Below are 26,181 nucleotides of genomic sequence, written 5' to 3'. Positions count from 1 at the left end.
AGATCCCTAACAGCATTCAGTAACTTGCTGTTTAACCGTAGATTAAGCGGAAACATTCTGGTAGCACGAAGTGTTAATTTTTTAATCTAACGCAAAAAACTTAAGCACACCTGTCTTATTGCTCGTAGAACAAAATACGGCGGAAAACTTAACTCAACATTAAATGGGTCATACTCAAGTTAGCTTTTTTCTTAAATGTTGAAGATTGGTAGAAGATTTTCCATCGTTGATTCATCGCGCTATTTAGCCGTCACCAAAGTTTCATCAAGATGAACAGATGCCTGCAACGTTGCGTTTGCTGCATTTTTTAAACGGGAGATGTGCGGAGAGGTTGATGACGGAAAAATGACAATGAAACAAACTGTTAGTGTTTAACCTGCACGGTTCTTAAGGTTAAGCTAATATTCAAACCATACTCTATGTCGGGATATTGACGCATTGACGAACGGAGGGTATCGCGATGAATACTGGAGCGGACAGACTTTCTCAGGCTGCACTGCGCCGCCATCATATTGGGGTCAAGACCAAGGGTTTGCGCTTTCGCGGTGACCTGTATGTATTCCGCTATAACGCGGGCCATTATGATGTGTTTCTCAATAATGACCGCGTTATGTCACTGGCAACCAGCAATGTGCAGGAAGCCATTCAAATGTTCAAACAGCAGTCATAAGCCACTGACTGCTGTTTGTTGGTTCAGGCTTTGCGCCGCTCGGTGTGCGCATCCAGCGCTGAATTAAATTCTGCTTCGCTCCAATTACTCTGCAATGCCTCTTTAACCAACTGCTGCTGCGTTTTTGGCACCATTCCCCCCACCGGTGGGTCCGTATCCAGATTTGTCGGGAATGAATAGCCACGCGCGGCCACCGCAATGGCCGCCTCCAGCTCCACTTCACTCAACGCACTGCGGCTCAATATCGGGTAAACCCACTTAAGGATTTGCTCATGGTTGACTTCTTCCATGGGCACGCCAAAGGCCGAGGAGACCTGCAACAAATTGGCCGTACGGATATGATCCTGCGTGGTGTTGTTACCCGCTGCATGGAACAGCGCGGGATTGAAGAACAGCCCATCGCCCTTCTGCAATGGCAATTGCACAAAATTATCAGCAAAGTATTGCGCGAACTCCGGACGACGATAGGCGATATAACCCATCTCATACTGATGTGACCACGGTAGCAGTCTGGTCGGGCCTGAGGCCAGCGGCATATCACTGTGCGCCACCGCACCTTGCAGCGTCAGATATTGAGACAAAATCTGCACGGGGATGGGAAATTCTGCCGCGAAGGCGCTTTGCTGGAAACCAAGATGATAATCGCGATGCGCCTGCTGCGCTTCACCACCCGGTCGTACCTGGTTTACCTGTGAGGTCATACTCCACGCCGGACCGAGCCATGCCTGGCAAATCAGCCCTAACGTCGGATTGGCGTAATAGTCGATAAAGACCTGCGGATTAACTTCAGCTAACTTTTGCAGCGCATTCCAGATACGGCCATTGTTACCCGCTTTAGAGAAGTGATCGGCCTGGACCTTGGACTTCGCTTCTTCATGCATGATCGCTTCAAACGCTTGAGAAGCACGATCCACACACTGCGTATCCGCATACAATCCACGCAACACTAGCACGCCGGGGCCATAGGAGAGTGCTTTATGTAACTCACTCAGCACCGCTTTTTTGTCCGTAAGCGCTGCATCGTCCAACACGTCCCGATCATAAATCAGTACTTCTGAAACGATCTCTGTGGCCAATGGATAATCGGCGGCATCCACCTTTTGTGCACAGAATGTGCGTAAGTCATCCAGATTAGCCTGATCTTCATTTACAAAATAATGTGATGTCATGATGACCTCATTTTCATATCGGTTTGCAGGGTGAGTTTTATCGTTATGTACACTCGCAGAAATGCGCTGCGGTGCGTTGTTACCCGACAAATTAGCAGCTACATTACGTTAACAAAACATCAAAAACACCTCATAAAAACCTCACCAAACTTATGGCAAAATTTACCTTAAAGCAGATCGCCGCACAGTCGGGTTTAAGTCTCGCCACGATCGATCGTGCTTTGCATAAACGGGGGAAAGTCCACCCGCAAACCGAACATCGCATACAACAAGCGATCGCCGATCTCGACCTGCTGCGCAAAACCGGCCTCGCCCAGGGACGGACACTCTATTTCGATATCATCATGCATACCCCTAATCGTTTCAGTGAGTTGGTGCGTGAAGCCTTTAGCAGCCAAATTTCGAGTTTTGGTGCCTTTCGTCTGCAATTACGCTTCCATTGTCAGGAAACCATGACGGTTGAGGAAGTGAATGCGCTACTGAAAAAATGCGCCTTAAACAGCCACGGCATCATCCTTAAAGCCACCCACGATGAGCGATTGTTGCCCACCCTGGAGCAACTCAGTAAACAACGTATTCCAGTGGTGACCGTTGTCACCGATATGCCCACCAGCAATCGCCTGCGCTATATCGGCATGGACAATGCCAGTGCGGGAAAGGCAGCGGCTTTTCTCATGTCTAAATGGCTTAGGGCGGATATGGCGTACATTGCCGCGATTACCGGCAGCGAGGCGTTTATTGGCGAACAGGAACGAATTGATGGATTTGTCACGGGGATGGCGCAGTTCGCTCCGCAACATCAAGTCGCGGTGGTTGCTGGAGGTTTTGGCATCGACCAACAGATGTACAGCTGTGTTAGTGACTTTTTGACACAGCATCCCGAGATCAACGCGGTATACACCGTGGGTGGGGGAAATGCCGGGATTTTACGGGCTTTCGACGAGCACAATATTAAGATCGAGACCTTCATAGGACACGATCTTGACCGTGAAAATCGGGCGTTGATGCAGGCTGGTAGGATCGATGCGTTGATCGACCACAACCTGCAACTCGATGCGCAGCACGCATTTCGCGCACTGCTGGAGTATCACGGCTTTTTACCGCAGCGCGAACATGTCGCGCCCTATTCTCGCATCAACATCATTACTCGCTTCAATATGTACAGCTGATGACGGGAACAGGCTCGAAAATCCGAATGAAAGTGCTTGAAACACGTCTATGCTGCTCGCGCACTCGCCCAGCCCGGCGTAGGTTTGAGCGGATAAATCGGGAATAAAGGGCGTGTTCAATGGAATGGGTGTTATGGCTGATTGCTGTCGTGGTGGCTCTGAGCGTGGGCAGTTTTATTAACGTAGTGGTGTATCGTCTCCCGACACAGATAGTCAACCCAGAGCACAGCATCAGTGTGTGGCGTCCACGTTCGCACTGTGTCGCCTGTAAACAAGTTCTGGGCTGGCGTGACATCTTACCGGTGGTGAGTTGGCTGTTGCTGCGGGGTCGCTGTCGTTTCTGTCAATGCGCAATCGGCGCGCGTTATCCAGGCGTCGAAATCGCCAGCGCACTCTTTTGCCTGACGATGTTTGTTCTGCTTCCCGTCGATCGACCTTTGGCCGCTACGCTCATGCTGTTTTGGCTACTGTTGACCCTCTCCCTGATCGACATTGATCATCTTTTGTTGCCAGATGTGATCACCCAGCCTTTGCTGTGGCTTGGGCTATTATTAAAAGCTGTGGAATGGATCCCCGGTTCGCTATCCGACGGCGTTTTTGGTGCCATTTTGGGTTATGGCGCACTGTGGTGCATGGCGACAACCTATCAATGGATAAAAGGTATCCCCGCTCTGGGAATGGGCGACACAAAACTGGTGGCGGCTTTAGGCGCATGGCTAGGTTGGACGCTGTTACCGTTGATGCTTTTACTGGCCTGTAGCGGGGCAATTTTAGCGATTTTTATCGGCAAAATGTGTGTGCATCGTGACCTCCATCAGCCCCTTGCATTTGGCCCCTGGATCGCCTTAGCGGCTATAAGTCTTTTTATTAACACGATTATTTAATAACCCATTCATAGGCTGGCGCTAAAATAGCCGGCCAATTAGTGGCCAACGCCCTGATTCCTATATGAAAAGAATAAACAATTCTAAACAAAATTAATCATTGTGATGTACGTCAAAAGGCTCTATATTGGCCGCGTTTTTTCAACCACTGATACTTTTTTGTTCAACTAGTCGACCGGCCAGCCTGTGTGAGCCCCGGTTGAAGGAGAGATATGATGACGGATAAAGTCCGTATTGATAATTTTGGTGCCAACGCATTCAACGGAAACAACGACGCTTTCTTGGCCCGTCAGGCTGAGTTTGAATCTAACGTCAGGAGTTACCCGCGCAAGTTGCCTTTAGCGATCGCTAAAGCCAATGGCGTGTGGATCACAGATGTTGAGAATAAACAATATCTTGACTGTCTGGCTGGCGCAGGGACGCTGGCACTTGGTCACAACCATCCTGATGTTCTGCAGAGCATCCAAAATGTCATTACCAGCGGCTTGCCGTTACATACTCTTGATCTGACGACACCTCTGAAAGATCAATTCTCTGAGTCACTGCTCTCGCTGCTGCCTGGTCAGGGTAAAGAGTATTGCCTGCAGTTCACCGGTCCTTCCGGTGCGGATGCGGTTGAAGCCGCGCTGAAGCTGGCGAAAAAAGTCACCGGCCGTAGCGGCGTGATCAGCTTCTCTGGCGGTTACCATGGTATGACTCATGGTGCATTGGCTGTCACCGGCAACCTCTCGCCGAAAGAAGCAGTTAACGGCATGATGCCAGAAGTGCAGTTCATGCCTTACCCGCATCTGTATCGTTGCCCGCTGGGCCTTGGTGGTGAAGCTGGCGTTAAAGCGCTGACCTACTACTTCGAAAACCTGATCAACGACGTTGAAAGCGGCGTACGCAAGCCTGCTGCTGTTATCCTGGAAGCGGTTCAGGGTGAAGGCGGCGTGAACCCGGCTCCGGTCGAGTGGCTGCAGCGCATCCGTAAAGTGACTCAGGAACATGGCATTCTGCTGATCCTGGACGAAGTTCAGGCTGGCTTTGCCCGCACCGGTAAATTCTTCGCCTTCGAACACGCTGGCATTGAGCCAGACATCATCGTGATGTCAAAAGCTGTGGGCGGCGGTCTGCCACTGGCTGTTCTGGGTATCAAAAAGCAGTTCGATGCCTGGTCACCTGGCCACCACACCGGTACCTTCCGCGGCAACCAGCTGGCGATGGCTACCGGTCTGGCAACGCTGAAAGTCCTGACCGAGCAGAACATCGCCGGTAAAGTGGCTGAGCAAGGCGAATGGCTGAAGGCGCAGTTGGCTGAAATGCAGAAACGCTTCCCGGTAATTGGCCATATCCGCGGCTTGGGTATGATGATCGGTATCGAGATCGTGAAACCAAACGAAGCAGCTGATCATATGGGCAGCCTGCCAGCAGATGGCGAACTTTCTGCTTTGCTGCAGAAGAAATGTTTCGAAGCAGGTCTGATTCTGGAGCGTGGCGGTCGTCACGGTGCGGTACTGCGTCTGCTGCCGTCACTGCTGATCACCAACGAAGAGCTGGCGATTTTCCTGGATAAATTTGAGCAGGCGCTGATTGGCGCTGGCGTCAAACCTGTTTGATTGGAAGAGTACATGTCTGAAGTAAACCCGATTCTGGCCGCCTCTGCACAGAGCATTGAGGCGTACCAGCAGGCGATTGCCCAAAGCAGCGCCGCGGTTGTGCAGTGGCTGCAACAGCCTGAGATGTATCAAGGCAAAACGGTTGCCGAACTGCGCGAGCGTATCACGCTCGACTTCAATCCAAACGGCCTGGGTAACCAGGCCGCGATTGAACGCGCGATTGAGTATTTCCTGAAAGACAGCCTGTCAGTGCACCATCCACAATGTGTGGCGCACCTGCACTGCCCTAGCCTGGTCGTTAGCCAGGCGGCAGAAGTGCTGATCAACGCCACCAACCAGAGTATGGACTCCTGGGATCAGAGCCCTTCTGCCACCATCATTGAGGTCAAACTGATCGAATGGTTGCGTGCGCAGGTGGGTTATCCAGCCGGTGATGCTGGTGTGTTCACCAGTGGTGGCACCCAGAGTAACCTGATGGGTCTGATGCTGGCGCGTGATGCCTTCTATGCGCGTCAGGGCCACTCTGTTCAGCAGAATGGCATTACAGGCGATCTGCGTAAGATTAAAGTGCTGTGTTCCGAGAACGCACACTTCTCCGTGCAGAAGAACATGGCCCTGCTCGGCCACGGCTATCAGTCCGTTGTACAGGTGAAATCTGATGAATTCGCCCGTATGGATTTAGCTGACCTGAAAGCCAAGCTGGCGCAGGCGGAAGCGAACGGTGAGCAGATTCTGGCTATCGTCGCCACCGCGGGTACCACGGATGCGGGTGCCATCGACCCACTGCGTGAAATCGCGGGTATTGCTGCCGAGCGCAATATCTGGGTACACGTAGACGCGGCATGGGGCGGCGCACTGCTGCTTTCTGAGAAGTATCGTGATTACCTGGACGGCCTGGAGTTGGTGGATTCAGTCACCCTGGACTTCCACAAACAGTACTTCCAGACCATCAGCTGTGGTGCATTCCTGCTGAAAGACGAGCGTCACTATGAGCTGATGCGTTATCAGGCGGCTTATCTGAATTCCGAATTCGACGAAGAAGCCGGCGTACCTAACCTGGTATCGAAATCTCTGCAGACCACGCGTCGTTTCGATGCGCTGAAACTGTGGATGGGTCTCGAAGCATTGGGTCAGAAACAGTACGCGGCGATCATCGATCACGGTGTGACCCTGGCGCAGGAAGTGGCTAAATTTGTCGCTGCAGAACCACGCCTTGAGCTGGTTATGCAGCCGCAGCTGGCTAGCGTGCTGTTCCGCTACCGTCCAGAGCAACTGACCGATATCGCGCAGATTGCCCTGTTCAACCAACGCATCGGTGATGCGCTACTGGATTCTGGTCGCGCTAACGTCGGCGTAACCGAAAACCAGGGCGTAACCTGCCTGAAGTTGACGCTGCTGAACCCAACGGTAACGCTGGAAGATATCAAAGTCCTGCTGGCGCTGGTTGAGAAAACCGCGAATCAGTTACTGAACGCGTAATCTCGCTTAACGCGATAAAGCCGATAACTGGCAACAGTTATCGGCTTTTTTATTGCATCAAATAAGACTTTGCATGCGTGCAATCACAGTGCGGATCGCACCATTTTGGTGCCAGAGCGTTTAAATTCCTATCCTACGAGCCCGTTCACGATGCCTGTGCGCATAAATGCGCACCCTACGTAAAACGCGCCAATGCATTGTAGGATCGCCATTTATGGTGACCGAAAGGCGCTTAACTGACGAGCATTATGCCCTTCATGGCGACCAATCGCGCCCTGCACTGCAACAACCATCCCTTCTCTGTTCTCAACTCTGGCACGCCAATTGCTTCACTCTGTTTACCGCATCCTGCTGGTCAGGAACAGGCGCCGTAGTCTGGAAAGCGGTTTGTGGCTGAGTGCCACTCCAATACATCGATTTCAGGCGAAGAAGCCCCACCGGCAATGCTGTCGGCGGGGCTTTTTTTTTGGAGTAACGCTATGAGCAAGTTAAAAACGTGGTTTCAGGGACCACAAGACATCACCGAAGCGGAAGCGGTGGAAGATTACGCCGTCGGCCGAGTGCCGTCACACTATCGCTGGCCGATTCCGGCGATCATTTTAGTGCTGCTGGGCAACTCAACCGCCATGTTCTGGTTTAGCCTCGGCGCGGATATCAGCTATCAGGTCGGCTGGCCGCTCCTGCTGCTGCCTATTGGCTACATGGTGGTGTTCGCCACCCTGATTGGCTCCTGCATCATGAAAATGGCGAGCAAAGAGGGATTGTCACTGAATCTGATGACGCGTGGACTCGGCTTTGGTTACATGGGCTCGGCATTCACCTCTCTGATCTACGCCGTTAACTTTATTTTTTACTTCCTGTTTGAAGGCACCATAGTTTCCCATGCCATCGCCAACTATGCAGGCGTGCCGGTCAACTCAATAACCGGTATTGCAATTTTTGCCTTGATGGGGCTGGCCGCGATCTGGTTTGTGTGGAAAGGCATGTCCTCGATGCAATTCCTGCAAACCTGGGGGGTGCCGATTTTCATCCTGCTGTTCGGCTTCTGTATCTGGCAGCTTACGCATCACTACCCTTCAGTGGGCTTTAGCGGCTGGCAGCCTAAAGGTGAAATTGACAGCAATGCGATCTGGTTAGTCATGAATATGGCCAATGGACAGATCGTGTTCCAGGGCTTGATGGCAACCGATTATGGCCGCTTCGCCCGTCCGGGGATCAGCCACAAAGGCACGGCAACCATTATGTTGGGCATGTTGATTCCGATTGTGGTGGTGATGCTGTTTGGTGCGTTTATGGCCTATACGCTAATGCCGCATATTCAGGGGCAAGATGTCTGGTCACTGGCGCTGGATCCCGGATTTGTATTCCCACTGATCATTGGATTAACCGGCGTACTGTTCGCGGTGATCACCCAGATTCGTATCAACGTGCTCAACCTTTACTCTGGCTCCATTGCCCTGTCGAACACCATGGATATGGCGTTGAACTATCGTCCTGGCCGTCAATGGTGGATGTTGCTGGTCTGGTTGCTCGGCGTGGTGTTCTACGTCTGTAATATTCTCCAGTACACCGGCACCTTCTTGTCGATTACCGGTATTCTCACCAACACGTGGATATTCATTATCCTCGCGGATTACTATGTCTGCCGTAAGATGCTGCATCTGGCACCGTCAGACTTTGTCGAGTTCCGCAAAGAGTATCTGCGCATGTGGAACCCGAGCGGCGTGATTGCGCTCTGCGTTGCGGTGGCCATCGGCGCTGCCGGCGTGCTTGGCATGTATCCAATGGTTTATGCCTCCTTTATCGCCATGCTGGTTGGCCCGGTACTGCACGTCGCCATTAGCGTCGCGACACGCGGTCGTTACTACTTCAAAACCTTCCCAGAAGATATGCCCACCGCATGGAAACCGTCCGATGCCTATCAAGGGCCCAAGCCGGTATTGACCCCCGTACTGAGCAAGGAGGCTAAATAATGAGTGTTAAAGTCGCAACGATTCAATTTGAACCGACTCAATTTCGCAAAGTTGAAAACGTGGCGCGTCTGCTCCAATTAGCCACGGACGCAGCTCGTGACGGCGCACGTTTGATCGTGATGCCTGAAATGGCCACCACCGGCTATTGCTGGCAAGACCGTGACGAAGTCGCTCCCTTTGTGGAAACCGCAGATGGCCCCACCAGCCAGGCCTTTGCGGCCATTGCCCGCGAATATCACTGCTATCTGGTATTTGGCATGCCAGAACGTGACACCGTCACAAATATTTACTACAACAGCGCAGTGCTGGTTGGCCCACAAGGATTAATTGGGGTGCATCGTAAGACACACCCCTACATTTCCGAACCGAAATGGGCCGCCAATGGTGATGTGGGCCATCAGGTGTTTAACACCGAAATCGGCAATATTGCTTTGTTGATTTGCATGGATATCCACTTTATCGAAACCGCTCGCCTCGCGGCGCTGGGTGGTGCACACATTATCTGCCATATCAGTAACTGGTTGGCCGAACGCACTCCCGCCCCTTACTGGCTGACGCGCGGCTGGGAGAATGGCTGTGCGCTGATCGAGAGCAACCGTTGGGGTTGGGAGCGTGGCGTGCAATTTAGCGGCGGCAGCTGCATTGTGGACAGTGATGGCGGCTTACTGGCGAGTGGTGACAGTGGCGATCAGATACTCTGCGCAGAACTTCATGTGCCCAGCGTGAATAAGACACTACAAAAGCGTCGTCCGGAGCTGTATCAACGGCTGATGACACAAACCTTTATGTGGAATCCTCAGGATTTCTTCGGCCTGTACGGGCGCGATCCGTTACCTGCAGCCAAAGATTCCCGGGTGGCTGTCGCGCAGTTCAGACCCGAAAATGACGCTACAGCGAATCTGCAATTGATTCGTCACTGGGCAGAACAGGCAAAATCTCGTGGAGCGGAATTGCTGGTGCTACCGGAGCGCGCGTTGAGCGGCGGTGCAGGCCAGAGCAATGCGCTGACCCTGAACGATGCGCCCGTTCAGCAGCTGATTAAACTCGCCATCGAGTTAGATATCGCCTTGCTGGCGGGCCTGGTCGAACGGGACGATCATCACTTTTATAACAGCGCGCTATTGGTGAGTAGTGCAGGCGTAAGCGCGCATTATCGTCAGATCCATCTGAGTGAAGCAGACCAGCAATGGGCCAGTGCGGGTAATCAGTGGGTGACCTGCGATCTCCCCTGTGGCCGTGTCGGTATTCTTATTGGGGAAGATTTGCTGGTACCTGAAGCTGCACGCATCCTGGCGCTGGAAGGCTGCGATATCATCGCCTGTCCCGCACAAATCAACACGCCAACGCCAATGGCACACGCGGGCACGGCGATTCCCCATGCCTGGCCGATCCCACGTGGAGCCGATCCTTATCACTGGCTGTTGCCGCGCGTTCGTGCGGGAGAGAATAACGTGTGGCTGGCCTTTGCCAACTGGCCTCCTGCAAAGGGAGAGAGTTTCGGTCTCAGCGGCGTGTTTGGCCCGGATACCTTTGCTTTCCCTCGTACAGAGATCAAGGCATTTGGCGCTCAGGGTTTAGCGGTGCTGGATATCACCACCGGCTCACCCGATACCGCTTATCCTAATCATGTGGTAAGACGTAAAGATCTGGTGTTAATGCGTCAACCCCACTATTACACCGCGCTGGTAAAAGCGTTAGTTTTGTAGCGCCGTTTGAGTCAACACAAGGGCGGCTTTTTGGCCGCCCATCGTTACCTGGAAGATCTGGAGCAACCATGACGGCAACCTCCGCGTCAGCACAAGAACATGTCATTCCCGTTGGCATCCTCTATTCCGTTTCCGGCGATTACGCGGTGATTGGCCGCGAAATGCTTAACGGTATTTTGTTGGCTATTGAGGAGATTAACGCTAATCCGCTTTATGACTTCACCCTCGCGCCCATCGTGCGCGATCCCGGCGGCTCGCTGGATAAATATTACCAGGACTGTCATGACCTGTTGTATCGCCACGGCGTGCGCCATCTGATCGGCTGTTACACCTCTGCGGCGCGTAAAACCATTCTGCCGTTGGTGGAGGGCGCGAATGCCCTGCTATGGCATTCTGCGCGCTATGAAGGATTTGAAAGCAGCAACAGTGTGATTTATCTCGGCGCAGCGCCGAATCAGCACATGTTGCCCCTGCTGCGCTGGCTGTTGCAGCAGCAGGACGTGGAGATGTATCACGTGGGTTCGAATTACGTCTGGTCGTGGGAAATGGATCGTATCACACGCGAAGTGGTGATCCCTGCTGGCGGGAACGTGCTGGAGAGCAAACTGTTACCGCTGGGCGAAGAGAACGTTGATGAGCTGATTGCCGATATCATCACCCGCCGACCCAAAGTACTGCTTAACACCATGGTGGGCAAAAGCGCCTACAGCTTTTATCGTGCCTGGCATCAAGCCAGTCTGCAACAACCCTGGATGAACGAGGTACTGAAACTTAGCCTGACATTATGCGAACCCGAAGTGGCAATGATTGGCGCAGAGGCGCTGGAGGGCTATCTGGTCTCGGCGAGTTGGTTCCAGTCCATAAATACACCGGCTAATCGCGAATTTCTGCGCTGCTATCGCCAGCGTTTTGGCGAGTCCGTGTCACCCTCGGTGGACAGTCAAAGTGCCTGGCTGGCGGGGCATCTGCTGGCACGCGCTATTCACCGTCAGGGCAATGCTGAGGTGGAAGCGGTACGCTGCGCCGTACTACAGGATGAGATGGATTCCCCTGCCGGATCGATTCGCATTGATGCTGATAACAACCACAGCTGGTTGACGCCGCGCCTGGCGCGCTGTCATAACGGCAAGCTGGAGAGTTTTTGGCAAGCACCAGAGGCGATCAAACCCGATCCTTGGCTGACTTGGGTTGACCTGGATAATCTGGGCCAGCGAGGTGACAGCTAATGAGTCGAAAAAACGTGCAAATGCGCGGCCTCAAGGTGGGCGTCATCGGTTGCTCAGAACGTGATAATCAGCATCTGGCGCAGCAGTTTACCCGCATGGGGATTGTTGGTGAGTTCTACTCACTCTTTCCCAGCGAGGCACAACTTGTCGGACAGCAGCTATTGGTTTTCGATGGCGATAATCCGGCGTTGTTTCACCCCACCCACAAACTGCCCTGGCCCGCCTTGCCCAAAATAGCGCTGACGGCCATGGAAACCCCCTCACGCCTGCAGTGGATCACCGAGCAGCGCATCGACAGCTATATGCGCAAACCAGTGCGCTTTGACGGCGTGATGACCGCCTTTACACTGGCGCTGGACAGTGCCGCGCGTATCAGCCAGTTGGAAACGCAATTAAAGCGTCAGGAAGAGCGTCTGCGCGCACGAAAACACCTGTTCTCCGCGCAGATTTTGGTGATGAACGAGCTGCAGCTTGGCGAAGACGAGGCCTACAATCTGCTGCGCCGCGCGGCGATGGACCAGCATATGACCATCGAACATCTCAGCTGCCAGTTGCTCGACAACAAAACGCCTTGGTTAAATGTGCTCAAGGCGCTCGCGACGGAGAAGTACTGAGGGGCGCAAAAATGCTATCTGCCCGGACTACGCTGAAGAAGGCATAATGCCCAAATATGCAATGCCATCTGTTTTTATGGATGAGGCAGGCAAGTTTGCCAGGATGATTCTGATAAATAATTGATCATTAGCTTAAATCCTCTTTTGTCATATATCAGTTCTAATTCACTGTATAAAATAGCTAGTATCATCTCTGATATGAACATCATCATGCCGTGCTGAAAGTAGCGAGAAATTTTGACAGGAGTTTTTACTGATGCAGGTCTGCACCATGGATTACAAAAAACTGTCTCGGGATGGTAAAACATTACCACTAGAATGTTATGGCATAGGAACCTTCGATGTATTATCAGGCATTGAACGTTACATCAATAACCCAAACTGCTCTGATAAAGAGAAAGCCGCGATTCCGCCAGGCACTTACTGGATAGTTGATCGCCCTGAGGGAAGTTGGTTTAACCGAATCCGCGCGGAAGCCATTGATATGGCACATTTATACCGAAATCATCATTCGGAATGGTTTGCACTCTATAACAGTCAGACGATGAACGATTTTGTTTACGTCAATGGCAATCGCCGTGGTAGTTTTCGTTTACATCCTCTCAATACCGACGGCACAGGTGTTTCCTGGGGTTGTATAACGCTTTACCGTGCCAATGAATTTCACAGCCTCAGACGAACATTACTCAGTCGCCCAAAAGTACGCGTTCCCGGAGGAAATGGGTTGTTAGCATACGGGAGAATTGACGTGCGCGGTGTTCCAGACTACTCAAAGTGTGAATTGAAATGAAAATAGCTATTTTTTTTATTATCCTGGTCGCTGGTGTAGTACTTATTCCAGACAGTCTCATCGGCCATCTGGTTAGTGTCTCTGGTGATGGTGAAGCGGCGATGGATAAATTCGATTTCACCGTCCTGATAATTAAGACAGCCATTTCTTGCGTGATAGCCGTTACGGTATTGCAGATATTACGCCGCGCGCGTTAATTTCCCGCACATAATCGAGAAAAGCCTGCAACGGTGCCGGGATCAATCGACGATCGTTGTAATAGAGCCATAAGCCAGAAAAACTCTGCCACCAGTCGGTTAAAATCGGCTGTAAGCTGCCATCATTTAGCGCTGGTTTAATCCAGTCTTCAAACAAGTAGACCACGCCCGCCCCCGCCACGGCAGCAGACACCGTGAGATCCATAGCGGCACCGATACTGCAAATTAAAGGGCCCTTCGGATGCAAACGCACCACTTCATCGCCGTTTTCAAACTCCCAGTCGGCTATCACGCCCGTGGCATAGCGCCCATATAAGCACCGATGTTGCATCAAATCGCGCGGATGCTGCGGCGTACCGTTTGCGGTCAGATAAGCAGGAGCCGCGGCGGCGGCAAAGCGTTGCAGGCGCGGACCAATCGGCAGTGCCACCATATCCTGCTCAAGGTGGTCGTCATAACGGATACCCGCATCACAACCCTCACGGAAGATATCCTGTACGTTACTTTCAGCCACCACTTCCAGCTGGATATCGGGGTAACGCGCCAGAAAGCCGGGCACGATGGTGGGCAAGACCAATCTCGCTGCACTAACGGGCACATTGAGCCGCAAGGTTCCGCCCGGCGTGTTGCGAAAATTATTCAATGCGTCCAGTGCCGCATCCACTTCGTTCATGGCGGGCATTAAGCGTGACATCAATGCTCTGCCCGCTTCGGTGAGCGCCACGGTGCGCGTGGTGCGGTTGAACAAACGTACGCCCAACTGCTCCTCCGCGCGTCTTACCGCATCACTTAAACGGGAGGGATTGCTGCCCGTCATACGCGCCGCTTCTCGGAAGCCACCCGCTTTGGCCACCGCCACCACGGCGTGCAGCAGTGCAATATCTAACGCCATTGTTCGCCAATCCGTACACTGTGTCCTGAATTATCCGGATAGTTGCACAGCGCATCGGCGATTACAATCTGATCACACATCGACGAAGGAGGTTTCCATGTCTCACAACGTAAACACTTATACCTTGGGCGATCGTCAGGTCAAACGCCTGGGCTACGGCGCGATGCAACTGGCTGGGCCGGGGGTGTTTGGCCCGCCGGCAGATGAACAACGCGCGTTGCAGGTACTGCGTGATGCGGTTGCAGCAGGCGTTAATCATATTGATACCAGTGACTTCTATGGCCCGCATGTCACCAATCAACTGATCAAACAAGCGCTGCATCCTTATCACGATGATTTGGTGATCGTCACCAAAGTGGGTGCGCGTCGTGACAGCAAAGGCGGCTGGTTACCGGCGTTTTCCCCGGAAGATCTGACTCAGGCAGTGGAAGATAATCTGCGCAACCTCGGTCTGGAGGTGATGGAAGTGGTCAACCTGCGTTCCATGCTGGATGTGCACGCACCGGCAGAGGGTTCCCTGGAACCGCAGGTGGAAGCAATGATCAAACTGAAAGAGCGCGGGTTGGTTAAACACATCGGGCTGAGCAACGTCACGGCAAAACAGGTCGCGGATGCGCAGAAAATGACGCCAATCGCCTGCGTGCAAAACCTTTACAATCTGGCTAATCGTCAGGATGAGGCGCTGGTTGATCTACTCGCTGCCCAGGGGATTGCTTACGTGCCCTTCTTCCCGTTGGGCGGCTTCTCACCGCTGCAATCCGAGCAGCTGACCGAGGTTGCACAAGCGCTGCATGCCACAACCTTACAAGTGGCGCTGGCCTGGCTGTTACAGCGCTCACCCAACATTCTGTTGATCCCCGGTACTTCATCACCGGAGCACCTCAAACAAAATCTGGCGAGCGGTGAGTTAGTGCTGTCACCCGAGGTGGTGCAGCGTTTAAACAGCATTGCGTAAATTTTCTGCCGCGGCCCTCGGGCCGCCCCTGAACTCTAGCTCGAACCGCCGGTACGCCCAACAATCCCGCTCTCCACCAGGCACGCCTTCAGCACCCCAAATGCATCCTGACACTGCCGTTCATCCACGCAGGCATAACCTAACAGCAGCCCACGCCGTTCCTGAGGATGCATATAGTATTGCGAGAGCGGCCGCACTTTAACACCGCGGCGCAGCGCCAAGGCGGCGACAGCCACATCATCACATCCCGCCGGAAGGTTAATTACCAGATGCAGCCCCGCCTCATGGTTCACGCGCGGCATAAAATCCGCACCAAGATAGCGTTCGATCAGGCTGGTTAAAAACCGACGTCGCTGACTGTAGAGTTTGCGCATCCGACGAATATGCGCCATGTAGTGCCCTTTCTGGATGAACTCTGCCAGGGCGCGTTGCACCAGCAGATGCCCACCCCGGTAGAGTTCTGCCGCCGCCACGCGCAAAGGTTGCGCCAGCGCTTTCGGCACCACCAGATAACCCAAGCGCAGCGCCGGATAGAGGGTTTTACTGAAAGTGCCCATATAAATCACTGGCGCATCCGGTTCAAATCCTTGCAGGGAGGGATAAGGCTGACCGGCAAAGCGAAACTCACTGTCATAGTCATCCTCCACCAGCCAGGTTTTATGTTTGCGGGCTAAGTCCAGCAGTTGTTTGCGACGTTCAAGGCTAAGGTGGACGCCGAGTGGATATTGATGTGACGGTGTCACGAAAATCATTTTCGGTGCGCGAACGCGAGGGGGTAATTCGGGAATAATGCCCTGATCGTCAACGGGTTTGGCCTGGATCTTCAATCCGTTAATGCGCATCAGATTGCGCGTTCCCCAATAGCCGGGTTCCTCAATCCATACCGGATCGCCGGGATCGCACAATACTCGCGTCACCAGATCCACCGCCTGATGCACACCTTCAGTGATGATGATCTGATCGGCATCCGCGTGCACGGAACGCGCCACACTCAGGTATTCCGCCAGCGCCTGACGAAGCTGCGGACAACCGCCATGACTGCTATAAATCAAGCGGTCAACGTCCGGTTCCCGGTTCAGTCGCGCCTGAATCTGACTGAACAGTTTATGCGGAAACTGGGTAACGTCAGGCGCGCCTGGCACGAAAGCGCCCCACTGATAAGGGGAAGCATTGGCATGGCCGAGTAACGATGCGCCGCGCTTAGAAATCGCTGCCGTTTTCGCTGTCGAGGGCAAATTCAACTCCACACTGCGTGGGCTATTCAGGCAGCCTTCGGGTAAGGTTTCGGCGATCCAGGTACCACTGCCGGTGCGCGCGGTCACATAACCCTGTGACATTAAATTTTCATAAACAGTGAGTACCGTATTGCGCGACACCGATAATTCTCGCGCCAAATCACGTGTCGCGGGTAATCGACTGGATCGCGGAAAAATCCCTTCAGCAATCGCCGCTTGCATGCACACAAGCAGACGCTGTTGCAGCGTTCCCTCCGGCAAAAATTGCAAACGTTCCAATACATGATCGGCGTATAAACTTCGCAATTGGCTCTATCCTTTTCTCTAAAAGTGGCTCTGGCAACAAACCTTAGCGCAGGGATAAATAAGCGTGTTTGTCGTGATTTGTAAAGACGCTTATCGCTAAGGAAAGGTTATGAAAGGTAAAAACAGCCAGCTGCAACAACGCAAAGATGATGCCCTGCCACGCGGTACCGGCAACCTGTGTCAGTGGTATGTTGAGCAGGCAGAAAACGCCACGTTGCGTGACGTTGAGGGTAACAGCTGGATTGATTTCGCGGGCGGCATCGCGGTGCTGAATACCGGTCATCGTCATCCTCGCATCGTAAAAGCGATTGCTGAACAGTTAGAAAAATTCACCCATACGGCGTTCCAGGTGACGCCTTATGAAAGCTACGTTGCGCTGGCAGAACGCATCAACAGCGTGGTGCCCATTGCAGGTAAAGCCAAAACCGCCTTCTTCTCTACCGGTGCAGAAGCGGTAGAAAATGCGGTGAAAGTCGCCCGCGCCGCCACTCGCCGTCACGGCATCATCACCTTCGGCAACGCCTTCCACGGCCGCACCTTTATGACGATGGCGATGACCGGCAAAGTGGCTCCCTATAAGCGTGACTTTGGCCCGATGCCTGCATCGGTCTGGCATGCGCGCTATCCCAACAGCGTCACCGGCATCAGCGTGGATGATGCACTGGCCAGCCTGCACGATATCTTCACCCAGGATATCGCTCCGCAGGATGTCGCAGCGATTGTGCTGGAACCCGTTCAGGGTGAAGGCGGTTTCCATATCGCGCCCCCTGCCTTTATGGAGCGCCTGCGCCAGCTGGCTGATGATCACGGCATTCTGCTGATTGCCGACGAAGTGCAGACCGGCTTTGGTCGTACCGGTAAGCTGTTTGCGATGGATCACTACACCGTTAAACCCGACCTGATCACCATGGCGAAAAGCCTGGCAGGCGGCATGCCGCTGTCAGCGGTGAGTGGCCGCGCTGAGATCATGGATGCACCAGGTCCAGGTGGACTGGGTGGCACTTACGCGGGTAACCCGTTAGCCATTGCCGCAGCGCATGCGGTGCTGGATGTGATCGCGGAAGAGCAGTTGTGTGAGCGTTCTGCACAATTGGGCGCGCAGTTGAATGATTTCCTCCAGCAGGTCCGCTCTCGCTGCTCCGCTATTACGGACATTCGTGCACTAGGTTCAATGGTGGCCGTGGAGTTTGCTGAGGCGCAAACCGCACAAGCCATCCAGCAACAGGCAATGGCACGCGGTTTACTGCTGTTGACCTGCGGCCCGCAAGGCAACGTGATTCGCTTCCTCTATCCGCTGACTATCCCGGATGCACAGTTTAACCAGGCGCTGGACATTCTCAGCGGCGTGCTAAGCCAGCATCAGGATTCATAGCTTTTCCTCCGTTTTCCCAGCCTGCATGCTGCAGGCTGGGCTTCTCACCTGCTGCAGCCAGGCTGTGCGATAAACAGCCCGAAAGACGATCTGGAGAATAACAATGAGTTCACAGAATGCCGATGCGCTGGCGCAAGGGCTTAAGCCGCGTCATGTAAGAATGTTATCGATTGCCGGCGTGATTGGTGCCGGGCTGTTTGTCGGTTCCGGTCACGCGATTGCCGAAGCGGGCCCCGCTGTCCTGCTGGCCTATATTGCCGCCGGTACGCTGGTGGTGCTGATTATGCGCATGCTGGCCGAGATGGCTGTCGCCTCACCGGACTCCGGCTCTTTTTCAACTTACGCGGATAAATCCCTGGGTCGCTGGGCCGGTTTCACCATCGGCTGGCTCTACTGGTGGTTCTGGGTATTAGTGATCCCGTTAGAGGCAAACGCCGCAGGCACCATTCTGCACGGCTGGTTCCCGCAGGTCGCGGTGTGGGAGTACACCTTGGCCATTACCACATTCCTCACCGTCAGCAACCTGTTCAGCGTGAAGAATTACGGCGAGTTCGAATTCTGGTTTGCGTTACTCAAAGTGGTGGCGATTGTCGCCTTCCTGGTTGTTGGGAGTCTGGCGGTATTCGGTTTGATGCCGGGCAGCAGTACCAGTGGTATCTCTCACCTTTATGATACCCACGGCTTTATGCCGAACGGTATCAGCGCCGTACTGGCCGCGATTCTGACCACCATGTTCTCATTTATGGGCACCGAGATTGTCACCATTGCGGCCGCAGAATCACGCGAGCCGAAGAAACAGATCACGCAAGCCACCAACTCGGTTATCTGGCGTATTGCGCTGTTCTATCTGCTGTCGATCTTCATCGTCATCGCACTGGTGCCGTGGAACACGCCATCGCTGATGAAAGCGGGCTCCTATCAGACGGCGATGGAGATGATGAACATTCCTTACGCACGTCAAATTGTCGATGTCGTGGTCCTGATCGCGGTGTGTAGCTGCCTCAACTCTGCGCTTTATACCGCTTCACGCATGCTCTATTCCCTGTCACGCCGTGAAGATGCGCCTGCTGCAGCCTCACGTACCACGGGCAGTGGTACGCCATGGGTCGCGGTGATAGCGTCCACCGCCGCTGCTTTTTTGACGGTGATCGCCAATTATCTGGCTCCAGCAGCGGTATTTGAGTTCTTACTGGCGAGTTCAGGTGCCATTGCCCTGTTGGTCTATCTGGTGATTGCCGCCTCTCATCTGGTGCTGCGTAAGAAGCGTGAGGCGCGCGGGGAAACGCTGAGCTATCGCATGTGGTTGTTCCCGGGCTTAACCTGGGCAACCATGGTGTTTATCGTTGGGGTACTGATATCGATGCTGTTCAACCCACAGCACCGCTCTGAAATCATTGCCACCGGCTTGTTGACGCTCGCCGTGTTGATCACCAGCCGTATTGTGCATCGCAAACGTGCCGCACGTAAGCATGAGGAGATGGTGGCGCTACGCTCGTAACGCCTGAGTGTTCCGGGCAAGGATGCCGCGGAACATCACTCATACTGCACGTCGATACTGATCGACTCTTCGGGCACATTAATTACCACGATGCACTTATTCCACACCGGTTTGCCTTCTGTCATCTCGTGCTCCACAAAGTAGTGCTGGAAAGCTTTCAGCGCTTCAGTGAGATCGCCAATCGCCTGCGCATCGGGTTCAAACCAGTCCGGCTCACCGTTCTCATCCAAATAGTCGAACTGGTATTCACCACCTTCGTCATCGGCAAATAATTCTGCTTTTACGATCAGTTCGCGAGCGCCTTGGGGCCCGCTGCTGAAAACGATCTGTGCAATGCGACGATAGAGGTCTTCGTAGGTCATGACAATTAATCCCATAATTAGCGAGCACAGACTGGTAGCGGCGCGATTCATCGCGCTTGAATTGCGCCGCTACGTTACCGAGCGCTCTTATTGACTTTATAACTCATGAGAAGAGAATGAGGCTCTTCGAACAGTTAGTTGAAAGAAATGGAGTTTATCATAGCCTGTTCAGCGCGTTTCCCCTGTGTTTCCACAGCAAAAAAAACGGTCACCTTATTGGCTGCTGCCCTGCTTTTGGCCAGTTGCTCATCTGAGCCACCGAAGTCATTAGTCACGCCACTGCCTACCGTGACGCCGCACCCGCAGCCGACACAACCTGTCGCCAGTAAAGAGCCGGTGCGCGGCGTGTGGCTGACCACCGTTTCACGCCTTGACTGGCCACCAATTGCCTCCGTCAATGCCAGCCCGACCAATCGTATTAGCCAGCAACAAAAAGCGTTAACTGACAAACTGGATAAGCTGAAAAGTCTGGGCATCAATACGGTGTTCTTCCAGGTGAAACCCGATGGCACCGCGCTATGGCGTTCAAAAATTCTGCCGTGGTCCGATATGATGACCGGCAAAATCGGTGAAGATCCCGGATACGATCCGCTGCAGTTTATGCTTGATGAGGCGCACAAGCGTGGCATTAAAGTGCATGCGTGGTTTAACCCTTATCGTGTCTCCACCAACGTTAAGCCTTCTACCGTCAATGAATTAAACAACACGCTATCGCTACACCCGGCAAGTGTGTTTGTCCTGCATCGCGACTGGATCCGCACCGCAGGCGATCGCTTTGTGCTGGATCCAGGTATTCCAGCTGCGCGTGACTGGATTACCAGCATCGTTGCTGAAGTGGTGTCGCATTACGATATTGATGGCGTGCAGTTTGATGACTATTTCTACACCGAGACGCCGGGCTCGCAGCTTAACGACAGCGCGACTTTCCGTCAGTATGGGCAAGATTTTGCATCCAAAGCGGACTGGCGTCGTCACAACACTCAGCTGTTGATTGAGCAAGTCTCCCACACCATCAAACAACTTAAACCCCAGGTTGAATTTGGCGTCAGCCCTGCTGGCGTGTGGCGCAATATTTCGCACGACCCAGCGGGTTCCGATACTCGTGGTGCGGCGGCTTACGACGAAGCTTACGCCGATACCCGCCAGTGGGTGCAGATGGGCCTGTTAGATTACATTGCCCCGCAACTTTACTGGCCGTTTGCGCGCCAGGCAGCCCGCTATGACGTTCTGGCTAACTGGTGGGCTAACGTGGTGAAGCCGACCCATACACGACTCTACATCGGCGTGGCGCTGTATAAGATCGGCGAAAGTTCGAAAATGGAACCAGACTGGACCGTCAGTGGCGGCGTGCCTGAGCTGAAAAAACAGCTCGACCTGAACGAGTCGGTGCCGCAAATCAACGGCACGATTTTATTCCGGGAGAATTACCTGAATCAGCCTCAGACCCAGCAAGCGGTCAATTATTTGCGTAGCCGCTGGGGTTCTTGAATGCGTAGGGCCACTTGGTGGCCCTTACATTTTTGGTGCCACACCCGCCAGCGCCTCTTCGCTCTGCATCAGGGCAAAAAACGACTCCAGTTCACGTAACATCATCGACGCGGCAATCGACAGCTGACGCTGCGGCGCCACACACAGCGACAGGGTGAACGGCTTTAACACCGTGTCGATCAGCGGTATGAACTTCAACTCCCCGCGTCGGTATTCGTCAACGATATCCAGCCAGCACATCAAACTGATGCCCACATCGTCACGCACCAGCGAACGCAGCATATGAATGTTATTAGTACGCCCAACCTCATTCAGGCGAATGCCCGAACTGTTGACCAAAGCTTCCAGCGGATCGGCCAGCATTAGCGGCGCGGCGGGCACGATAAACGGCCAGGACTCGCAGTGGCTAAAGCGAATGGACTCCAGCTTTGCCAGTGGATGCTGGCTGCTGACCACAATCCCCAGGCGTAAATCGGCAAACGACTTCACCAGCAACTCACGGGAACTCTGTGGGTTAAGCATGATGCCGAAATCCGCATCGCCGGCCGTCAGCGCGTTGGCAATATGGATGTTGCTCATGGTGGTGAGAGTAAACGAAATACCCGGATACTCTTCGCGGATGCGTTGCAGTATCGAAGAGAAGAAACCGCGGTTGATGGCATCAATCGTGGCGATATGCACATGCCCATGGCGTAACCCGCGCAAATCATCCAGTTGGGTACAGACGCGCCCAAACTCCCGCTGCCAGTTTTTTGCCGCATTCAGCAGAATCTCGCCCGCTGCGGTCATACGTAATCCTGATGGATGGCGTTCAAACAGCGGCATATCCAGCTGCTCTTCTACCCGTAATATCTGTCGGTCAATGGACGAGGCGGAGACGTGCAACACCTCTGAAGCCTTGCGCAATGAACCCTGACGCGCCACTTCGGTGAAATAAAGCAGAAATCGGGAGAAGGCGAACATAGTGGGTGCTCTCTTTTTTGCAACGCATCATGCGAATTAAACAGATGGACGCTTACACTACGGCAAAATAATAATTCCAGCCATGATAAAAGCAAGGGTATGCGCGGCGTTAAGGCTGAAGACATCCCTGTTCAGACAGGCTGATTATGAAATCAACGCACCTGGCTGCCACCGTCATCGCAAAGCAATTCAACGGTGCTGGCAATCTATTACTGACGCTGGAAAGTGCCAGCCAACAACCGCTTCCGGCATTCGCGCCGGGCGCACACATTGATGTTCACCTGCCTGTGGGGGGCGTACGTCAATACTCGTTGTGTTCAACAGCCGAAGCAGAAAACTACCAAATCTGCGTGCGTCTGGATCAGGCCTCAACGGGAGGATCGCGCTGGCTGCATCAGGCACTTAACGTCGGGGAGAGGCTGACGATTTCCGCGCCACGTAATCATTTTCCGCTACCGGATGCGCCTCGTACCCTGTTGTTCGCCGCCGGCATCGGCCTCACGCCCCTGCTGGTGATGGCGGAGGCGCTCGCCGTTAAGCAAGCGAATTTCCAGTTGCATATCTACCTCAAGCGTCATGATGAGCTGGCCTTTAATGATCGGTTGGCACAGCTTGGCGATCACGTGATCATCCACTACAGCAGTGAAGGCGACAGTTTACGTCACCAAATCCCGTATGACCTGAAGAGACCTGAACACAGCGCACTGGTGGCCTGTGGCCCGGCGGGTTTTATGGATCACCTTCAGCAACTGGCGCAGCAATACGGCTGGCGGCCAGAGCAATTGCACAGTGAGCGCTTTAAAGCCGACAACACGCTGACCACCACGGGTGACAGCTTTGAGGTCGAAATCGCCTCTTCTGGCGCACACTTCACTGTCGGCAAAACACAGAGCATCGCTGAGGTGCTGGAAGCCGCGGGCATCGAGATTGAGCTGTCGTGTGAACAAGGAATGTGCGGTGCGTGCATAACGGGTGTGGTCTCTGGCGCACCCGATCACCGTGATGAAGTGTTGAGCCAGAAAGAGCGCGCCGCCAATGATTGCATCGTGCTGTGCTGCTCACGTGCGCACTCCCCCCTTTTGGTGCTCGATCTATGAATCGCTATCCAGGCGCTACCGGGGCGCGCTTACCTCGTTGGTTATTGCCAGACAACTGGCCAATGAGCGGCAACCATCCGCAACTGGCAACCTTACATTTTTATGCTGACGGGCTGCAATTCGAGCCTGACGAAGATGCGCATGCGGATTATCTGCCGCTCAATGGCGCGTTAGTGCTGCCCGCACTTAACGAACCGCACGCGCATCTGGATAAAACTTTCACCATCCAGCGCAGTCCAGCCCTACAGCCGGGGCTGCTGGCGGCGATTGCCGCGATGCATCAGGACCGGGTGCACTGGAACCAGGAAGATCTTCATCAACGTGCCAGCCAGGCTTTGCAGTGGGCGGCAGAGAGTGGCGTTGGCCTGCTGCGCACCCATGTTGACTGGTTCACCGCCGATGCGCCGCTGGCGTGGCAGGTGATCGCTGATTTGCACCATCCGCTGTGTCGCATCGAACGCGTGGCGCTGGCACCGTTGAGCTTCTTCGCTCATGCGGAGGATGCCCAACATATCGCGGCTCAGGTGGCGGTGAGTGGTCCGGGTGCGCTACTCGGTGGGTTTATTCATACCAGCAACTGGGATGCTCAAGCCTTTACCCATCTGATGCAGGCGGCAGAACAGTGGCAACTGGATATCGATCTGCACATTGACGAAGAACTTAATGCGGATGCGCAAGGCATGCGCTGGCTGGCGAACTATCTGCAACACCACACTTTCAGTGGGCGCATCACTTGTAGCCACAGCTGCGCATTATCACAACAGGAGGATGCGCTCCAGATCCTCGATCTGCTGGCACAGCAGTGCGTCACGCTGATCGCCCTGCCGCTGACCAATTTGCTGTTGCAGGATGCAGTGCCGGGCCGCACACCACGCCAGCGCGGATTAACGCTGGTGAAAGAGGCGCAAGCGCGCGGTATTCCGCTGCTACTTGGCGCTGATAACGTCCAGGACGCCTTCTGCCCATTCGGCAGCTACGACCCGCTCGACACCCTGTTTAGCGGTCTTATCAGCCTCCAGTTGGACGCTGCTTTTGATGAGGCCTCGCAGCTTATCTGCCAGGCCGACGCTTTTTATCACAACGATTTAGTGATCTTTCCGCATGCCGATACTGCAAGCTGGCCGCTGCGCCAACGCCAGCGCTATCGGCTTAAACAGGGCGTGCGTTATGGAGACGATACAAATGACGCTTGATGCAGGAGCGGGCAAACCGCTGGCGAAATATGCGGCGTGGCGACGCGTCGGCGACTTTATTTTTCTCTCCGGCATCATCCCGGTGAACCCGCAAACCGCCACCATCGTGCGCGGTTACGGCGATATCCCGGAAGCCGCGCAGCTGTTGTTAGGGCGCACCGGTGAATTTTCCACGGACATTAAAGAAGGCCCGATTCTGGCGCAGAGCTGGTATGTGCTGGAGAGCATCCGCACCACCATTGAAAGCGCAGGCGGGCAGATGAGTGATGTGTTCAAACTGGTGCAGTACTTCCGCAATCTGGACCATTTCCCCCATTACAGCCGGGTGCGTAAGCAGTTCTTCCCCGACGAACCGCCGGTCTCCACCGTGGTTCAGGTCAGTGAAATGCTGCCGAGTCCGGATGTCTTAATCGAAGTTGAAGCCACGGCGTGGTTGCCGCAATAACACGAGGAAACAGTATGTTGCATGGTTATATTCCGGCAAACCGCTTTTTGCCGTATCTGAGCTGGACGGACATTGCCACGCTGGACGATAAAGCCAACACGGTGATCGTACTGCCGACAGGCGCGATTGAGCAGCACGGTCCGCATCTGCCGTGTGCAGTAGACAGCGTGATCGCCTCCGGTGTAGTCGGTCATGCCCTGGCACGCTTACCGGCAGAGATCCCGGCGTACGCCATTCCGCCCATCACCTATGGCAAATCCGATGAGCACTTGCACTTTCCCGGCACGCTGACGCTGACCGGTGAAACCTTGCTGCACACCATTCTGGAAATTGGCGAATCGCTGTACCGCGCCGGATTCCGTAAATTCCTGATGGTGAACGGTCACGGCGGGCAACCGCAGCCGTTGCAGATGGCCGCGCGTGAATTGCGTCTGCGCCACGGTGACATGATCATCATCATGCAGGACACCTTCAAAGTGCCGAACTGCGCTGAAAGCTTTATGGACGACAAAGAGCGTCAAATGGCGATGCATGCCGGTCATGCTGAAACCGCGCTGATGATGGCACTGGCACCGGATACCGTGCAGATGAGCAAAGCGGTGGCGAACTATCCCCCGGAATTCCCTTGCCCAACGCTCTCCACCAACAAACCGATGGCGGCATGGGCCTCCTATGATTTTGGACCGAGCGGCGTAATTGGTGATCCACTGCCCTCTACGCCGGAACAGGGCGCGGCGATCCTCGATTCACTGGCTGAAAGCTGGGCGCAGGTCATTACTGAAGTGCATCAAATGAGCTGGGTAACCCGCGCTGAACCCGCATGGGGCACCGGCCACTGGCAGGGCAAAGTGTTAGACCACAACGACGCAGCATCACTATTACAACCGCGCTAAACGGGGA

Annotated in this window: 23 protein-coding genes; 18 read left to right on the top strand and 5 right to left on the bottom strand. The window is 54.1% G+C overall.

Annotated elements, in window-relative coordinates; translation table 11 throughout:
- Window positions 1–460: 460 nt before the first annotated feature.
- A complete protein-coding gene (locus tag ACPUC8_RS06915) occupies window positions 461–670 on the top strand; it encodes a hypothetical protein (RefSeq protein WP_039332917.1) in 210 nt (69 codons plus the stop codon).
- Between the two features lie 23 nt (window positions 671–693).
- Here ACPUC8_RS06915 and ACPUC8_RS06910 read toward each other — a convergent pair whose 3' ends face one another.
- Window positions 694–1,839 carry a phytanoyl-CoA dioxygenase family protein gene (locus ACPUC8_RS06910; RefSeq protein ID WP_494925882.1) on the bottom strand — a complete coding sequence of 382 codons (1,146 nt, stop codon included), beginning with the start codon at window positions 1,837–1,839 and terminating at the stop codon, window positions 694–696.
- A 152-nt stretch (window positions 1,840–1,991) separates the two neighbouring features.
- Between ACPUC8_RS06910 and ACPUC8_RS06905 the strand changes: the two genes are divergently transcribed.
- From ACPUC8_RS06905 to ACPUC8_RS06865, 9 genes are all read left to right on the top strand, one after another.
- Window positions 1,992–3,008, top strand: coding sequence for a substrate-binding domain-containing protein (locus ACPUC8_RS06905; RefSeq protein WP_494925881.1), 1,017 nt, complete (start codon window positions 1,992–1,994; stop codon window positions 3,006–3,008).
- 119 nt (window positions 3,009–3,127) lie between these two features.
- Window positions 3,128–3,892, top strand: coding sequence for a prepilin peptidase (locus ACPUC8_RS06900; protein ID WP_494925880.1), 765 nt, complete (start codon window positions 3,128–3,130; stop codon window positions 3,890–3,892).
- A 215-nt stretch (window positions 3,893–4,107) separates the two neighbouring features.
- On the top strand, window positions 4,108–5,490 hold the full coding sequence (locus ACPUC8_RS06895) for a diaminobutyrate--2-oxoglutarate transaminase (protein ID WP_034829839.1): 1,383 nt from the start codon (window positions 4,108–4,110) through the stop codon (window positions 5,488–5,490).
- A 12-nt stretch (window positions 5,491–5,502) separates the two neighbouring features.
- Window positions 5,503–6,969 (top strand): pyridoxal phosphate-dependent decarboxylase family protein, encoded by a 1,467-nt coding sequence (locus tag ACPUC8_RS06890; RefSeq protein ID WP_494925879.1) that lies wholly within the window; start codon window positions 5,503–5,505, stop codon window positions 6,967–6,969.
- A 479-nt stretch (window positions 6,970–7,448) separates the two neighbouring features.
- Window positions 7,449–8,942, top strand: coding sequence for a purine-cytosine permease family protein (locus tag ACPUC8_RS06885; protein WP_494925878.1), 1,494 nt, complete (start codon window positions 7,449–7,451; stop codon window positions 8,940–8,942).
- A complete protein-coding gene (locus tag ACPUC8_RS06880; protein ID WP_494925877.1) occupies window positions 8,942–10,648 on the top strand; it encodes a nitrilase-related carbon-nitrogen hydrolase in 1,707 nt (568 codons plus the stop codon). The genes ACPUC8_RS06885 and ACPUC8_RS06880 overlap by 1 nt, the downstream gene beginning before the upstream one ends.
- Before the next feature lie 68 nt (window positions 10,649–10,716).
- Window positions 10,717–11,874: a transporter substrate-binding domain-containing protein gene (locus ACPUC8_RS06875; protein WP_494925876.1), complete on the top strand. Its 1,158-nt coding sequence runs from the start codon at window positions 10,717–10,719 to the stop codon at window positions 11,872–11,874.
- Complete coding sequence (locus tag ACPUC8_RS06870; protein WP_494925875.1) at window positions 11,874–12,488, top strand: ANTAR domain-containing response regulator; 615 nt, start codon at window positions 11,874–11,876, stop codon at window positions 12,486–12,488. The genes ACPUC8_RS06875 and ACPUC8_RS06870 overlap by 1 nt, the downstream gene beginning before the upstream one ends.
- A gap of 271 nt (window positions 12,489–12,759) precedes the next feature.
- Window positions 12,760–13,278: a DUF2778 domain-containing protein gene (locus ACPUC8_RS06865; RefSeq protein WP_331436520.1), complete on the top strand. Its 519-nt coding sequence runs from the start codon at window positions 12,760–12,762 to the stop codon at window positions 13,276–13,278.
- Window positions 13,279–13,440: 162 nt separating this feature from the next.
- Here the strand turns inward: ACPUC8_RS06865 and ACPUC8_RS06860 are convergent, their stop codons facing one another.
- Window positions 13,441–14,367, bottom strand: a complete 927-nt coding sequence (locus ACPUC8_RS06860) for a LysR substrate-binding domain-containing protein (RefSeq protein WP_494925874.1) — start codon at window positions 14,365–14,367, stop codon at window positions 13,441–13,443.
- A gap of 97 nt (window positions 14,368–14,464) precedes the next feature.
- On the opposite strand from ACPUC8_RS06860, the gene ACPUC8_RS06855 reads away from it, so the two are divergent.
- On the top strand, window positions 14,465–15,322 hold the full coding sequence (locus ACPUC8_RS06855) for an aldo/keto reductase family oxidoreductase (RefSeq protein ID WP_494925873.1): 858 nt from the start codon (window positions 14,465–14,467) through the stop codon (window positions 15,320–15,322).
- 35 nt (window positions 15,323–15,357) lie between these two features.
- Here ACPUC8_RS06855 and pdxR read toward each other — a convergent pair whose 3' ends face one another.
- On the bottom strand, window positions 15,358–16,863 hold the full coding sequence (gene pdxR / locus ACPUC8_RS06850) for a MocR-like pyridoxine biosynthesis transcription factor PdxR (protein WP_494925872.1): 1,506 nt from the start codon (window positions 16,861–16,863) through the stop codon (window positions 15,358–15,360).
- 109 nt (window positions 16,864–16,972) lie between these two features.
- Here pdxR and gabT point away from each other — a divergent pair, with 109 nt between their 5' ends.
- Both gabT and gabP read left to right on the top strand, forming a co-directional pair.
- Window positions 16,973–18,235, top strand: coding sequence for a 4-aminobutyrate--2-oxoglutarate transaminase (gene gabT / locus ACPUC8_RS06845; protein ID WP_039332896.1), 1,263 nt, complete (start codon window positions 16,973–16,975; stop codon window positions 18,233–18,235).
- Between the two features lie 97 nt (window positions 18,236–18,332).
- Complete coding sequence (gene gabP, locus ACPUC8_RS06840; protein ID WP_231568873.1) at window positions 18,333–19,733, top strand: GABA permease; 1,401 nt, start codon at window positions 18,333–18,335, stop codon at window positions 19,731–19,733.
- Between the two features lie 35 nt (window positions 19,734–19,768).
- Here the strand turns inward: gabP and ACPUC8_RS06835 are convergent, their stop codons facing one another.
- Window positions 19,769–20,095 carry a hypothetical protein gene (locus tag ACPUC8_RS06835; protein WP_039332892.1) on the bottom strand — a complete coding sequence of 109 codons (327 nt, stop codon included), beginning with the start codon at window positions 20,093–20,095 and terminating at the stop codon, window positions 19,769–19,771.
- Between the two features lie 147 nt (window positions 20,096–20,242).
- On the opposite strand from ACPUC8_RS06835, the gene ACPUC8_RS06830 reads away from it, so the two are divergent.
- Entirely contained in the window at window positions 20,243–21,583 is a 1,341-nt protein-coding gene (locus ACPUC8_RS06830) for a glycoside hydrolase family 10-like protein (protein WP_494925871.1), read from the top strand.
- Window positions 21,584–21,607: 24 nt separating this feature from the next.
- Here ACPUC8_RS06830 and ACPUC8_RS06825 read toward each other — a convergent pair whose 3' ends face one another.
- On the bottom strand, window positions 21,608–22,546 hold the full coding sequence (locus ACPUC8_RS06825; RefSeq protein WP_039332888.1) for a LysR family transcriptional regulator: 939 nt from the start codon (window positions 22,544–22,546) through the stop codon (window positions 21,608–21,610).
- Between the two features lie 146 nt (window positions 22,547–22,692).
- Here ACPUC8_RS06825 and ACPUC8_RS06820 point away from each other — a divergent pair, with 146 nt between their 5' ends.
- From ACPUC8_RS06820 to ACPUC8_RS06805, 4 genes are read left to right on the top strand one after another with little or no spacing between them, the layout of a single operon-like run.
- The gene (locus tag ACPUC8_RS06820; protein WP_494925870.1) at window positions 22,693–23,643 is read left to right on the top strand and encodes a PDR/VanB family oxidoreductase; all 951 of its coding nucleotides are present in this window, start codon (window positions 22,693–22,695) and stop codon (window positions 23,641–23,643) included.
- On the top strand, window positions 23,640–24,836 hold the full coding sequence (locus tag ACPUC8_RS06815; RefSeq protein ID WP_494925869.1) for an amidohydrolase family protein: 1,197 nt from the start codon (window positions 23,640–23,642) through the stop codon (window positions 24,834–24,836). Before ACPUC8_RS06820 ends, ACPUC8_RS06815 begins: the two co-directional genes overlap by 4 nt.
- The gene (locus ACPUC8_RS06810; RefSeq protein ID WP_039332882.1) at window positions 24,826–25,281 is read left to right on the top strand and encodes a RidA family protein; all 456 of its coding nucleotides are present in this window, start codon (window positions 24,826–24,828) and stop codon (window positions 25,279–25,281) included. The genes ACPUC8_RS06815 and ACPUC8_RS06810 overlap by 11 nt, the downstream gene beginning before the upstream one ends.
- Before the next feature lie 14 nt (window positions 25,282–25,295).
- The gene (locus tag ACPUC8_RS06805) at window positions 25,296–26,174 is read left to right on the top strand and encodes a creatininase family protein (RefSeq protein ID WP_494925868.1); all 879 of its coding nucleotides are present in this window, start codon (window positions 25,296–25,298) and stop codon (window positions 26,172–26,174) included.
- The last annotated feature ends 7 nt before the right edge of the window (window positions 26,175–26,181 follow it).

It is taken from the genome of Pantoea sp. CFCC18177, from assembly GCF_059412425.1.
This window is presented reverse-complemented; position numbering and strand designations above follow the sequence as displayed.

What these genes read in the sequence shown, in the direction of transcription:
- ACPUC8_RS06915 (WP_039332917.1), top strand. Translation starts at nt 461, where the DNA reads ATGAATACTGGAGCGGACAGACTTTCTCAGGCTGCACTGCGCCGCCAT.
- ACPUC8_RS06910 (WP_494925882.1), bottom strand. Translation starts at nt 1,839, where the DNA reads ATGACATCACATTATTTTGTAAATGAAGATCAGGCTAATCTGGATGAC.
- ACPUC8_RS06905 (WP_494925881.1), top strand. Translation starts at nt 1,992, where the DNA reads ATGGCAAAATTTACCTTAAAGCAGATCGCCGCACAGTCGGGTTTAAGT.
- ACPUC8_RS06900 (WP_494925880.1), top strand. Translation starts at nt 3,128, where the DNA reads ATGGAATGGGTGTTATGGCTGATTGCTGTCGTGGTGGCTCTGAGCGTG.
- ACPUC8_RS06895 (WP_034829839.1), top strand. Translation starts at nt 4,108, where the DNA reads ATGACGGATAAAGTCCGTATTGATAATTTTGGTGCCAACGCATTCAAC.
- ACPUC8_RS06890 (WP_494925879.1), top strand. Translation starts at nt 5,503, where the DNA reads ATGTCTGAAGTAAACCCGATTCTGGCCGCCTCTGCACAGAGCATTGAG.
- ACPUC8_RS06885 (WP_494925878.1), top strand. Translation starts at nt 7,449, where the DNA reads ATGAGCAAGTTAAAAACGTGGTTTCAGGGACCACAAGACATCACCGAA.
- ACPUC8_RS06880 (WP_494925877.1), top strand. Translation starts at nt 8,942, where the DNA reads ATGAGTGTTAAAGTCGCAACGATTCAATTTGAACCGACTCAATTTCGC.
- ACPUC8_RS06875 (WP_494925876.1), top strand. Translation starts at nt 10,717, where the DNA reads ATGACGGCAACCTCCGCGTCAGCACAAGAACATGTCATTCCCGTTGGC.
- ACPUC8_RS06870 (WP_494925875.1), top strand. Translation starts at nt 11,874, where the DNA reads ATGAGTCGAAAAAACGTGCAAATGCGCGGCCTCAAGGTGGGCGTCATC.
- ACPUC8_RS06865 (WP_331436520.1), top strand. Translation starts at nt 12,760, where the DNA reads ATGGATTACAAAAAACTGTCTCGGGATGGTAAAACATTACCACTAGAA.
- ACPUC8_RS06860 (WP_494925874.1), bottom strand. Translation starts at nt 14,367, where the DNA reads ATGGCGTTAGATATTGCACTGCTGCACGCCGTGGTGGCGGTGGCCAAA.
- ACPUC8_RS06855 (WP_494925873.1), top strand. Translation starts at nt 14,465, where the DNA reads ATGTCTCACAACGTAAACACTTATACCTTGGGCGATCGTCAGGTCAAA.
- gabT (WP_039332896.1), top strand. Translation starts at nt 16,973, where the DNA reads ATGAAAGGTAAAAACAGCCAGCTGCAACAACGCAAAGATGATGCCCTG.
- ACPUC8_RS06835 (WP_039332892.1), bottom strand. Translation starts at nt 20,095, where the DNA reads ATGACCTACGAAGACCTCTATCGTCGCATTGCACAGATCGTTTTCAGC.
- ACPUC8_RS06830 (WP_494925871.1), top strand. Translation starts at nt 20,243, where the DNA reads ATGGAGTTTATCATAGCCTGTTCAGCGCGTTTCCCCTGTGTTTCCACA.
- ACPUC8_RS06825 (WP_039332888.1), bottom strand. Translation starts at nt 22,546, where the DNA reads ATGTTCGCCTTCTCCCGATTTCTGCTTTATTTCACCGAAGTGGCGCGT.
- ACPUC8_RS06820 (WP_494925870.1), top strand. Translation starts at nt 22,693, where the DNA reads ATGAAATCAACGCACCTGGCTGCCACCGTCATCGCAAAGCAATTCAAC.
- ACPUC8_RS06815 (WP_494925869.1), top strand. Translation starts at nt 23,640, where the DNA reads ATGAATCGCTATCCAGGCGCTACCGGGGCGCGCTTACCTCGTTGGTTA.
- ACPUC8_RS06810 (WP_039332882.1), top strand. Translation starts at nt 24,826, where the DNA reads ATGACGCTTGATGCAGGAGCGGGCAAACCGCTGGCGAAATATGCGGCG.
- ACPUC8_RS06805 (WP_494925868.1), top strand. Translation starts at nt 25,296, where the DNA reads ATGTTGCATGGTTATATTCCGGCAAACCGCTTTTTGCCGTATCTGAGC.